The organism is Microvirga sp. P5_D2 (genome assembly GCF_054049475.1).
In genome coordinates this window covers 26,632-38,016 of the sequence record NZ_JBFUMH010000102.1, presented here as the reverse complement: position 1 = coordinate 38,016, position 11,385 = coordinate 26,632, and the positions used below count along the sequence as shown (strand labels likewise).

10 protein-coding genes are annotated in these 11,385 nt (G+C 62.8%); all 10 read right to left on the bottom strand.

The window, feature by feature from the left end; translation table 11 throughout:
* Positions 1–133: 133 nt before the first annotated feature.
* Positions 134–2,539: an outer membrane protein assembly factor BamA gene (gene bamA, locus ACXJKO_RS21070; protein ID WP_457093037.1), complete on the bottom strand. Its 2,406-nt coding sequence runs from the start codon at positions 2,537–2,539 to the stop codon at positions 134–136.
* Between the two features lie 213 nt (positions 2,540–2,752).
* Complete coding sequence (gene rseP, locus ACXJKO_RS21065) at positions 2,753–3,895, bottom strand: RIP metalloprotease RseP (RefSeq protein ID WP_457093036.1); 1,143 nt, start codon at positions 3,893–3,895, stop codon at positions 2,753–2,755.
* A 32-nt stretch (positions 3,896–3,927) separates the two neighbouring features.
* Positions 3,928–5,094 carry a 1-deoxy-D-xylulose-5-phosphate reductoisomerase gene (gene dxr / locus ACXJKO_RS21060; RefSeq protein WP_457093035.1) on the bottom strand — a complete coding sequence of 389 codons (1,167 nt, stop codon included), beginning with the start codon at positions 5,092–5,094 and terminating at the stop codon, positions 3,928–3,930.
* Between the two features lie 6 nt (positions 5,095–5,100).
* Positions 5,101–5,958: a phosphatidate cytidylyltransferase gene (locus tag ACXJKO_RS21055; RefSeq protein WP_457093034.1), complete on the bottom strand. Its 858-nt coding sequence runs from the start codon at positions 5,956–5,958 to the stop codon at positions 5,101–5,103.
* Between the two features lies 1 nt (position 5,959).
* The gene (locus ACXJKO_RS21050) at positions 5,960–6,727 is read right to left on the bottom strand and encodes an isoprenyl transferase (protein ID WP_457093033.1); all 768 of its coding nucleotides are present in this window, start codon (positions 6,725–6,727) and stop codon (positions 5,960–5,962) included.
* A 23-nt stretch (positions 6,728–6,750) separates the two neighbouring features.
* Entirely contained in the window at positions 6,751–7,311 is a 561-nt protein-coding gene (gene frr, locus ACXJKO_RS21045; protein WP_441983074.1) for a ribosome recycling factor, read from the bottom strand.
* 59 nt (positions 7,312–7,370) lie between these two features.
* A complete protein-coding gene (gene pyrH, locus ACXJKO_RS21040; RefSeq protein ID WP_457093032.1) occupies positions 7,371–8,084 on the bottom strand; it encodes a UMP kinase in 714 nt (237 codons plus the stop codon).
* 259 nt (positions 8,085–8,343) lie between these two features.
* Positions 8,344–9,276 (bottom strand): translation elongation factor Ts, encoded by a 933-nt coding sequence (tsf, locus tag ACXJKO_RS21035; RefSeq protein ID WP_457093031.1) that lies wholly within the window; start codon positions 9,274–9,276, stop codon positions 8,344–8,346.
* Positions 9,277–9,382: 106 nt separating this feature from the next.
* Positions 9,383–10,405, bottom strand: a complete 1,023-nt coding sequence (locus ACXJKO_RS21030) for a 30S ribosomal protein S2 (protein ID WP_457093030.1) — start codon at positions 10,403–10,405, stop codon at positions 9,383–9,385.
* A gap of 281 nt (positions 10,406–10,686) precedes the next feature.
* Entirely contained in the window at positions 10,687–11,100 is a 414-nt protein-coding gene (locus ACXJKO_RS21025; protein ID WP_457093029.1) for a hypothetical protein, read from the bottom strand.
* Between the last annotated feature and the right edge of the window lie 285 nt (positions 11,101–11,385).

The following is an 11,385-nucleotide window of genomic DNA, read 5'->3' as shown; positions in this document are numbered from 1 at the left end:
CCCCGTCGACACCGTCGGGGAGTGCTGCATTCGCCATCTCCGCCACCTGACGCAAATTCAACGTCTGGCTTTGCGGAAAGAAATTTGATTCTGTCATGAAAAAGTGAGGGCGCCGTCAAGGCGCCCTCCCCGATTAGAAGCGCGTACCACCCGAGAAGCGGAAGGCCTGAGTGCGGTCGGCACCGACCTTCACGCCGTCGCCGCGATCCACACCCTCTTCCTTCGAAAGAGCGATGGCGTAGTCGAAGCGGATCGGACCGAGCGGCGATGTCCACAGGATCGATGCACCGACCGACGAACGGATCTTGTGGCTGTCGAGAACGTCCACGCATTCCTGCGTGGTGGTCTGGTTCACGTTGCGCGAGCAGGCGCCCGTCAGCGGGTTGTAGCCCGTGATGATCGAGTTGCCGTTCACGTCGAAGCGGGTCGGACCCTCGTAGCCGAACAGCGTACCGGCATCGGCGAAGACAGCGCCCTTCAGGCCCAGATCGCGCGGCAGGCCGAAGATCGGGAACTGAACTTCGAGCGATCCACCAAAGTAGGTGGTGCCGCCAAGAGCGTTGGCGCTCGAGTCGAGGCTCGAAATGTCACGCGGGCCGATGCCGTTGGTGGCGAAGCCGCGCACTAGCGAGGGGCCCATGAAGAACTGGTCGACGATACGCAGGGTTCCGCCTTCGCCGAGACCCTGGTTGTTGTCGCCGAAGCCCTGGATGTGACCACCCTGAACGCGGGCGATACCGACGATGTCCTCGATAATCTCGTAGTAGTAACGAGCGTCACCCGTGGCGCGGAAGTAGCGCGAGTCGCCGCCGAGGCCTGCAACGTCCGTCTTCAACTCACCATAGAAGCCGTTGCGCGGTTCGCGGGTGCTGTCGAGGGAGTTGTAGTTGAAGGTCAGGCCGGCCAGCGAGGTCAGCGTATCGCCTTCCGAGCCCTTGATCGCCAACGATGCTTCACCGTTGCCTTCGCAGAACAGGCGGTTCGGCGTGCCGTCCGCGTTCAGCTGGGTATAGCCGGCGATCGGGATCGAGCAGTCGTTATAGGGCTGCTTCTCGTCGTTCGGGATGTCCAGCTGCTGCTGGTACAGCGAGTAGCGGGCCGTGATCGAGAACTCTTCCGTGAACGGCAGGCCGAGGCGGAGCTGACCACCCGTCATGCGGTTCTCGTAGCGCGAGTACTTGGTCTGGTCGCTGAACTTCGAGAACAGGTCGATACCGGCCGCCATGCGGTAGCCGAGGAAGTACGGCTCCGTGAAGGAGAAGTCGACGCCGTTCGAGCGCTGGCCGAGCTGGCCCGCGAGGCGGACGAACTGGCCACGGCCCAGGAAGTTGGTTTCGGTGACCGAGACTTCACCGATGAAGCCGTCGGACGTCGAGTAACCACCCGAGACCGAGAATGCGCCGGTGGACTGATCTTCCACATCCACGTTCACGATGACGCGGTCGGCCGAGGAGCCCGGCTCGTTGGAGATGCGGACGCGCTTGAAGTAACCGAGGTTGTTCAGGCGGCGCTCGGCGCGGTCGACGAACACCTGGTTGTAGGCATCGCCCTCACCCAGGTCGAACTCGCGACGGATGACGTAGTCGCGGGTACGGCTGTTGCCGCGCACGTTGATGCGCTCGATGTAGATGCGCGGACCTTCCTCGACCACATAGCCGAGATTGATCGTGCGGGATGCGGGATCGCGGGTGCCGACCGGGCGGACCTGCGCGAAGGCATTGCCGGTGCGAACCACGTCGGTGGTCATCGCCTGAACCGACTTCTGCACGGCGTCTGCGTTGTAGACTTGGCCCGCGGAGGTCGAGAGGCCGCTGCGAAGCGCCTCGGCATTGACCGTGGGGATACGGGAATCGACGGTGACGTTGCCGATCCGGTACTGCTCACCCTCTTCGACGGCGATGGTTACGACGTAGCCACCGGCATTCGCGTCGAACTGCACATCAGTGGAGACGACGCGGAAATCCGCATAGCCGTTCTTCAGGTAGTAGCGGCGGATGAGCTCGAGATCGGTGGCGATCCGGTCCGGATCATAAACGTCCGTGCTCTTGAGGAAGCTCAGAAGGTTGGTCTCGGTGGTCTGCATGATGCCACGCAGACGGCCGGACGAAACCTGATTGTTGCCGACGAAGCGGATTTCCTTCACGCCCGTCTTGTCGCCCTCGACGATGGTGTAAACCACGTCGACGCGGCCGTTCGGCAGATCGACGATGCGCGGCGTCACCTGAGCGAGACCACGGCCGGAGCGRCTGTAGACGCTGAGAATGCGCTGAACGTCGGCGTCGATCACGGCCTGACTGACCGGGGTGCGGGCCCGAGCCTGCAGATCACCCTCGATCAGGGCCTTATCAACCTTGCTGTTACCCTCGATGGCGACGCGATTGATAATCGGCCCCTGAGCAACGGAGGCGCGGCGGCCGGCCTGGGGAGCGCTTTGAGCGAAAGCGCCTTCAGCAGCGGTCAAACCCGCCATGAGAGCACTCATGGCGATCACTGCAGTGGCGGCCGGCTTTTTCCGGCGTGGCGTGGTCGTCGACATCATCAACTGGCCCGTTTCTTTTATACTTCGTCCAATGCGAGGGTCCTCCCCGCCGGTTAGAGACAGATGTCCCAACCTTTCGGTGCTGTCCCGCTTGTACAAACTTTCACCGTCATTGCAAACGGCACATACAAACACAGTAGCAATTTTTACCCTGCGTGGCGTCCGTGTCACGTTCCGTGGGGAAGAAATCTTGCAACAAGGTGAACGCCGCCTTCACCCGAACGAGCGGGCTAGGTCGCTCCAAGTCGCCAGGATCATCAGCATTCCGACCAGGACAAACCCGATACGAAACCCTATTTCCTGGGCCTTTTCGCTCAACGGACGACCGCGAATGGCCTCGATGGCATAGAACAGAAGGTGCCCGCCATCGAGTAGCGGAATCGGGAAAAGATTAATGAGTCCAATGGATACGGACATAAAGCCGATGAGATTTACGAGGCTGTAGACACCTCCGACCTCGAAGGCCGTCCCCGCGATTCTAGCGATACCCACAGGGCCGGAGAGCTGATCGATGGATTCCCGCCCCAGAATAAGCCTGCGCAGGAAGTTCATGGTCCGGTCGACCTGACTCCAGGTGTCATAGGCACCGGCCTGGAGGGCTTCCAGCGGCGTGTAAGAAATACGCTTGATGGCCGATTTTTCCTGTGGAGCCCTGACGCCGAGCAGGCCGATACGCTGCTTGCCGAAGGGTGTATCCCGCTCCTCGACACTCGGAATCGCCGTCAGGGAGACGTCCTGACCGTCGCGCTGGACCACGAAGTTCAGGGCCTCGCCGGAGCTGGAACTGACGATCACCTGCATGTCCCCGAAGGTGTCGATCCGCCGCCCGTCGATGAAACGGATCACGTCATGGGGCTGGAACCCGGCTTTTTCGGCGGCGCTACCTGGAAGCACGGATTCGATCACCGGCTCCAGAACCGCCCGGCCGTTGAAATAGTTGAAGCCCGCGAAGATCGCGATGGCGAGAATGAAGTTCGCGATAGGCCCCGCCGCGACGATGGCGGCGCGCTTGGCGACACTTTGATGGGGAAAACTGATCGCCCGCTGCTCCACGGGCATCTGATTCAACTGATCCTGGTCCGGAACGCTCGCGGCATTGAGGTCGCCGACGAACTTCACGTAGCCGCCGAGGGGAATCGCCGAGATCTTCCAACGGGTGCCGTGCTTGTCGGTCCAGCCGTAGATTTCGCGTCCGAATCCGATGGAGAAGGCGGTCACGCCCACGCCGCAGCGGCGGCCGACCCAATAATGTCCGTACTCATGGATGAAGACGACGACCGTCAGCACCACGAGGAAGGAAATCAGCGTCAGGAACAGGGAGCCTGTCGCGCCGCCGAGTATCGAAAGCCATTCCATCACTTCACCTTTCGCGCCCGCTCAAGGGCGCTTCAATTCCGCATCGCCGGAATGAGCCGCCGCGCCAGAATCCGAGCCTCGCCATCGATGGACAGGGCATCGGCAACAGTCGCAGGCGCTTCCGCGCTTCCCGAGAAAGTTGAGCAAACACGCTCAACCAACTCTGAAATCTCATAAAATCCGATCTGACCTGCCATATAGGCTTCAACGGCAATCTCGTTGGCGGCATTCAGGATCGTCGGCATTGCCCCCCCGGCCTTGAGCGCGGCCTTGGCCAGGGACAGGCATGGAAACCGTGCCTCATCAGGCTTTTCAAAGGTTAAGCGGCCAATCGCGGCGAGATCGAGACGGGGAAGGTCCATGAAAAGTCGCGCGTCATTCCGCAGCGCATTGGCGATGGGCACCTTCATGTCCGGCAGGGCGAGGCCAGCAGTCACCGCGCCGTCGTTCCATTGCACGAGGCCATGAACGATGGCCTCCGGATGCACCAGCACATCGAGGCGCTCGGCCTCGAGAGCGAACAGGTGGTGGGCCTCGATCAGCTCCAGCCCCTTGTTCATGAGGGTGGCCGAGTCGATGTTGATCTTGGAGCCCATGGACCAGACCGGGTGCGCCGAGGCCTGCTTGGCATCGGCCCTTGCGATCTGCTCGCGAGTCCAGGTCCGGAACGGGCCGCCGCTGGCAGTAATCACCGCCTTTTCCACATCCCGGTTGAAGCCGGCGGCGAGAGCGTGATCCAGGGCATTGTGCTCGGAATCCACAGGCGTGATCTCGACGCCGAGGCGGCGCGCATCGGCCATGAAGGCGGAGCCGGCGCAGACGAGGCTCTCCTTGTTGGCGAGCGCGATGCGCTTGGCGGAGCGCAAAGCCGCATGGGTCGGCTCCAGTCCGGCGGTTCCGCTGATGGCGGCGAGCACGATATCGACCGGGCGGGCCACGGCCTCGAGCACGGCCGTACGGCCTGCCCCTGACTCGATGCCCGAACCGGACAGCGCGTCCTTCAGGGCCGCCGCGGCACTCTCATCCGACAGGGCCGCGAACCGGGCCCCGAGGCGTTTCGCCATCACGGCCAAGGCCTCGGCGTTGCGGCCTCCAACCACCGCCTCGACGCGAAACTCGTCCCTATGAGCGAGAACCACATCGGCTGTGGAGCCGCCAATCGAGCCGGTTGCCCCGAGAATCGTGAGAGAACGCGCCATGAAGGACTATGCAGCTCCGTAGCCAGCAAGAAGAACGAGACCGACGATAAGGCAGACGGCCCAGAAGCCGTCGAGGCGATCCATCACGCCGCCATGCCCAGGAATGAGATGGCTCGAATCCTTCACATCGCAATGGCGCTTGAGGGCGGATTCGCCCAAATCACCGATCTGGCTGGCGACCGAGGCCACAATCGAAAGCGCAATGGTGGCCCAAAGCCCGAAGCTATGGTCGAACCCGAGCCTGCGGCCCACAAGAGCGACGAGAAAACCCGCCACGGCTGCGGCAAAGACGCCGCCCAGGAAACCGGACCATGTTTTCTTCGGGCTGATGGACGGGCAGAGCTTGGGGCCGCCGAGGGTGCGGCCGGTGAAATAGGCCGCGATATCCGTGGTCCAGACCACGGCGAACATCCAGATCAGCCCGAGGATGCCGAGATCCGGCGAAGTTCGCACGATCGGTGGCACCAGAACGATGATCGCCGCATAGGCGAAAGCCGAGGCGGACCACAGCTTCTCGCGCGATCCCCGGGTCAGAAGCACCCCGACGACCAAGGCGGTGAGAGCCGCTGCAGCGGATGCGGCGAAACTTCCGCCAAGAAGAAAGAGCAACGTCAGGGCCAGAAGGCCGAAGCTATAGACCGCCTGTACCGGACGGCGGGGTTCGATGCGGACCATGTCGGTCCATTCGACCATCATCGCGATGCCGGCGGCGAGCCAGAACAGGGCAAAGGGCCAGCCGCCCCAATAGGCGGTGAGCAGCGCCAGCGCGATCATGACGATGGCGGACGCGACGCGGGTCTTCAGTTCGCTGGAAGGGTTTTTGCGGATGTCCGGCGTCAGGGCCGAGCCTTCGTCAGACGCCATCTCAGCTTGCCCGAGCGCTCAGGCCACCGAAGCGGCGGTCGCGACGGCAATATTCATCAATGGCGGCTTTGAAGATCGTCTCGTCGAAATCGGGCCAGTAGTCGGGCAGGAAGACGAATTCGGAATAGGCTGTCTGCCAGGTGAGGAAGTTCGACACCCGCTGCTCGCCGGAGGTGCGGATCACGAGATCAGGATCGGGAATGTCGTGCGTATCGAGAGCGGCAGCGATTGCATCCATGTCGATGGAAGCGGGATCAAGCGCCCCTTCCTTGACTCTCTCGGCCAAAGCACGCATCGCGCTGACGATCTCCTGCCGTCCGCCGTAATTGAAGGCGATCACCAGGGTCAGGCCGCTATTGGCCCGCGTGAGCTGCTCGGCTTCGTCCAGCAGAAGCCGGATGTCCGCGGGCAGGCCCTGCCGTTCGCCGATGATGCGGACCCGGATGTTGTTGGCGTGCAGCTCCGCGAGGTCGTGGCGAACGAAACGCTTGAGAAGCCCCATGAGGAAGGAGACTTCTTCGGCCGGACGGCGCCAATTCTCGGAGGAGAAGCTGTAGACCGTGAGATAGCGGACACCCAGATCCCCCGCGGCACGCACGGCACGGCGGATYGCCTCGATGCCCTTCCGGTGGCCTTCGAACCGGGGCAAGCCTCTCTGAGCGGCCCAGCGGCCGTTGCCATCCATGATGATGGCCACATGCACCGGACCGCCCTCGCCCATCTGAGGATGGGCAAGGATGGGGGCAGAAAGCTTGGCTTCGCCGCTCATGATCGATTTCCCATGCAAGTCGTTCAGACTTGCATGATTTCCTTTTCCTTGGCCACCAGCAGCTGCTCGATTTCCGCCACAAACTGATCGGTGGCTTTCTGCACCTGATCGCCGTCGCGCTTGGCGTCGTCCTCGCTGATCGCCGAGTCCTTCTCGAGCTTCTTGAGCAGGTCCAGGCCGTCGCGGCGCACGTGGCGTACGGCGATGCGCGCCTCCTCGGCGTATTTATGCGCGACCTTCACCATTTCCTTGCGGCGCTGCTCGTTCATCTCGGGGATGCGCAGGCGGATGACCTGGCCCTCGGTCTGCGGGTTGAGGCCTAGATCCGACTCGCGGATCGCCTTTTCCACGGCAGCCACCATGCCGCGATCCCAAACCTGGACGCTGAGCAGGCGCGGCTCCGGCACGTTGACGGTCGCCACCTGGGAGATCGACATCATAGAGCCGTAGGCGTCGATCTGGAGCGGGTCGAGCAAGCTCGGCGAGGCGCGGCCCGTGCGCAGGCTGCCCAGGTCGTGTTTGAAGGAGTTGATGGCGCCCTGCATGCGGCGCTTCACATCTGCGAGGTCAAAGGTCGTGGCCATAAGATCTTTTCCTTACGCGAACAATCTCAAAACGGGCTTACGCTTCCCAAGGTTCGGCATCAAGGGGCCACGATGGTCGAGGGCACATTTCCCAGAAGAAGATCGGTCACGGAGCTGGGAGCATGGACCGAACCAACGATGATCGAGAGCCTGCTCTCGCGGGCGAGCGCGAAAGCGGCGGTGTCCATGACCTTCAGATCCTTGGCGATGGCCTCGTCATGGGTCAGCCGTTCGAAGCGAACGGCGGTCGGGTCCTTCTTGGGATCGGCGGAATAGACGCCGTCCACCTGGGTGGCCTTCAGAACCGCGTCGCAGCGCAGCTCGRCGGCGCGCAGAACGGCGGCGGTATCGGTGGTGAAGAACGGGTTGCCGGTGCCGCCGGCAAGCACGACGACCTGCCCCTTGTCCAGATGGTGCAGGGCCGGCTGGCGGGCGTAAGTCTCGCAGATCGTCGGCATGGACACCGCCGACATGGTGCGGGCGGRCACGCCGGCCGCGTTGAGAGCCGTCTCGATGGCAAGCGAGTTCATGACCGTGCCGAGCATGCCCATGGAATCGGCGGTCGGGCGGTCGATCCAGCCGGCCGCGCTCATGCGCGCCCCGCGGATGATATTGCCGCCGCCGATCACGACGGCGATCTCGAACCCGGCCTTGGTGGCGCGTGCGAGATCACGGGACAGGCGGGACAGGATTTCGGAATCCAGCCAGTAACCGTCGGGAGCCATCAAAGCTTCTCCCGAGAGCTTCACTAGAACGCGCCGGAATTGTGCCACTGTCGGACTCCTTTGTTCGTGATCATTTCACCATCCCACCGCCCTCATCCTGAGGAGCCGCTGCAGGCGGCGTCTCGAAGGAGGATCCAGAGAGCGCGGGAGGCGCCTTCGTCCTTCGAGACGGACCTACGGTCCTCCTCAGGATGATGGCTTAGGGTTTGGCCTCTCCCCCGACCAGCATGGGGCCAGGAGAATTTGCCGGATTTATAGCCTTCTCATGAAAACGGCGGCTGAGAAGCCGCCGTTTTGCCGAAAGATATTAGGCCTTTTTGAGCCCGGCCTGGGCGGCCACTTCGGCCGCGAAGTCCGGGGCCTCTTCCTTCTCGATGCCCTCGCCGAGAGCATAGCGGACGAAGGCCTTGAGGGTGACCGGCTTGCCGGCCTTGGACTCGGCTTCCTTGAGCACCTGGGAGATGGTCTTGGACGAATCGTGCACGAAGGGCTGCTCGAGGAGCGTGACTTCCTTGAAGTAACTCTTCAGGCCGCTCTCGACGATCTTCTGCAGGACATTGTCCGGCTTGCCGGCGTTCTTGTCGCGCAGAATGGCGCTCTCGCGCTCGATCGTGGCGGCATCGACGCCCGAAGCGTCCAGAGCCACCGGGTTCGTCGCGGCCACGTGCATGGCGATCTGACGGCCCAGCGTACCGAGAACGGTGACGTCACCCTCGGACTCGAGTGCCACGAGGACGCCGATCTTGCCGAGGCCCTCGGTCACCGAGTTGTGGACGTAGGTCGAGATCACGCCCTTCGAGACTTCGAGCTTGGCGATGCGGCGCAGGGTCATGTTCTCGCCGATGGTGGCGATGAGCTCCTGCAGGCGGTCCTTGATGGTCGTCGAGGAGCCGGGGAACTTGGCGGCCTCAAGCGACTCGAGGGTGCCGTTGCCGTTCAGGCCGATCTTGGCGGCTTCGCGGACGAAGGCCTGGAAACCGTCGTTACGGGCGACGAAGTCCGTCTCCGAGTTGACCTCGAGGATCGTGGCGGTGTGACCGGAGGATTCGACGGCAACAAGGCCCTCGGCAGCAACGCGGCCGGCCTTCTTGGCAGCCTTGGAGAGGCCCTTCTTGCGCAGCCAGTCGATGGCGGCTTCCATGTCGCCGTTGGTCTCGGCGAGAGCGGCCTTGCAGTCCATCATGCCGGCGCTGGTCGTCTCGCGCAGCTCCTTCACCATTGCAGCGGTGATATTCGCCATGGCTTATCCTTTCACGGGTTCATGCATACATAGAGGGAGCCCGGCGCTCGTGGAACGCCGGGCTCAATCATTCGTTCAAGCGTCGTTGAACACGACGTCGAGAAACTTAAGCCGCAGCGGCTTCGATCGCGGAACGGGCCTGGTCCATCCAGCCATCACGCTCAAGACGGCCGTTCAGCTTCAGGTCCTTGTCGARCTGAGCGACATCGGCCGGCTGCATGGCAGCGAGCTGCCAGTAATGGAAGATGYCGGCTTCGTTCAGCTTCTTCTCGAGCTGCGGGCCGACGCCGTTGAGCTTCGTCAGGTCGTCCGGAGCGCCACGGGGAGCGGCCAGACGCTCGAACTGCTCGCCCTCATAGGCGGCAGGGGCAGCGTCGGTCGTCGGAAGCTCTTCGGCCATCGGGTTTTCAGAAGCACCGATGTCGATGCCCATGTCACCGGCACCGCGGGAGATGCCGTCGAGGGCGGCGCGGGCAACGAGATCGCAGTAGAGAGCGATAGCGCGGCCAGCGTCATCATTGGCCGGAACCGGGAAAGTGATGCCGTCCGGGTTGGAATTCGTGTCGACGATGGCGGCCACCGGGATGCCGAGGCGGTTAGCCTCCTGGATCGCCAGCTGTTCCTTGTTGGTGTCGATGACGAAGATCAGGTCGGGCGTGCCGCCCATGTCCTTGATGCCGCCGAGAGCGCGCTCGAGCTTTTCCTTCTCACGAGCGAGCATCAGGCGCTCCTTCTTCGTGAGGCCCTGGCCGCCGCCGGCGAGGATCTCGTCCACCTTGCGCAGGCGGGAGATGGAGCCGGAGATCGTCTTCCAGTTGGTCAGCATGCCGCCGAGCCAGCGGGCATTGACGTAGTACTGAGCCGAACGCTTGGCGGCATCGGCCACGGCGTCGGCAGCCTGACGCTTCGTGCCGACGAAGAGCACGCGACCGCCCTTGGCAACCGTGTCGCTGACGGCCTGCAGAGCGCGGTGCATCATCGGGACCGACTGAGCCAGGTCGATGATGTGAATGTTGTTGCGGGTGCCGAAGATGTATTGACCCATCTTCGGGTTCCAGCGGTGGGCCTGGTGGCCAAAGTGAGCGCCAGCCTCAAGAAGGCTGCGCATCGAGAATTCAGGAAGCGCCATAGTCTTTCTCCGGTTAAGCCTCCGCGGAACAGTGAACCGGCTTTGCCGGCCACCGGGGGTTCCTCATGGACTCATGAGGGGATTCCGCGTGTGGGATGGGGGCGCATATATGCGGAAAGGAGATGAAATGCAAGCCGGAAGAGGCCCTGCTCCTAACCATAGCCAAGTTGACTGCCTTAAACGGGAAAAGCCCCTGGCCGACAAGGCAACCAGGGGCTTCTAGAGGATGACTTTGAGCTAATGCGGGACTCGTAGAGCCGGGTCCCAGCCTAAGAGGCTGCTTATTTCTTGCCGCCGCCGTTGTCTCCGCCCTTGCCGTTTCCGTCGCCGCCACGGCCACCATTGCCATTTCCGCCACCGGGATTGGAGGGGTCGGTCCCCTTCACATCCGTGCTGGTGTTGTCGGCAGGCTCCGATCCGTTGCCGAGACCATTGTTGTTACCGGGACCTTGACCATTATTGTTGCCGGAGCCTTGGCCACCGTTGCTGCCGGAGCCACGGCCACCATTGCCATGTCCGCCACCCGGATTGGAGGGATCGGTTCCCTTCACGTCCGTGCTGGTGTTATCGGCGGGTTCCGATCCGTTGCCGAGACCATTGTTATTGCCGGGGCCATGGCCATTGTTGCCGCCAGGACCCTGATTATTGCCGTTATTGGTGGAACCGCCGGTCGTCCCGGGCGTGTTGCCGCCCACGGAAGCACCCGGCGAGACATCGGCTGTCGTGGTATTTGTTCCTGTAGAGCCGCCAGAAATAGATCCTGTAGAGGAAGAGCCTGCCGTCGCTCCAAGGGTTCCCGACGCACTTGGAGTTCTCGACACCCCAGAGGTGCTGGAAGTGCCAAGAGTTCCAGACACGCCAGGGGTTCTCGAGGTGCCGTTGGGAAGGCCTAGGACACCCGTCGTGCGCGAAGAGTTGATCGATCCTGTTGCGAGGTCATTTCGGTCATCGGTGTTTCGGTGGCGCAATGCCTGAGGGAG

Excerpts from the sequence above, each read along its gene's own strand:
- frr (WP_441983074.1), bottom strand. The coding sequence starts at position 7,311 with ATGGCCACGACCTTTGACCTCGCAGATGTGAAGCGCCGCATGCAGGGC.
- tsf (WP_457093031.1), bottom strand. The coding sequence starts at position 9,276 with ATGGCGAATATCACCGCTGCAATGGTGAAGGAGCTGCGCGAGACGACC.
- dxr (WP_457093035.1), bottom strand. The coding sequence starts at position 5,094 with ATGGCGCGTTCTCTCACGATTCTCGGGGCAACCGGCTCGATTGGCGGC.
- rseP (WP_457093036.1), bottom strand. The coding sequence starts at position 3,895 with ATGGAATGGCTTTCGATACTCGGCGGCGCGACAGGCTCCCTGTTCCTG.
- ACXJKO_RS21055 (WP_457093034.1), bottom strand. The coding sequence starts at position 5,958 with ATGGCGTCTGACGAAGGCTCGGCCCTGACGCCGGACATCCGCAAAAAC.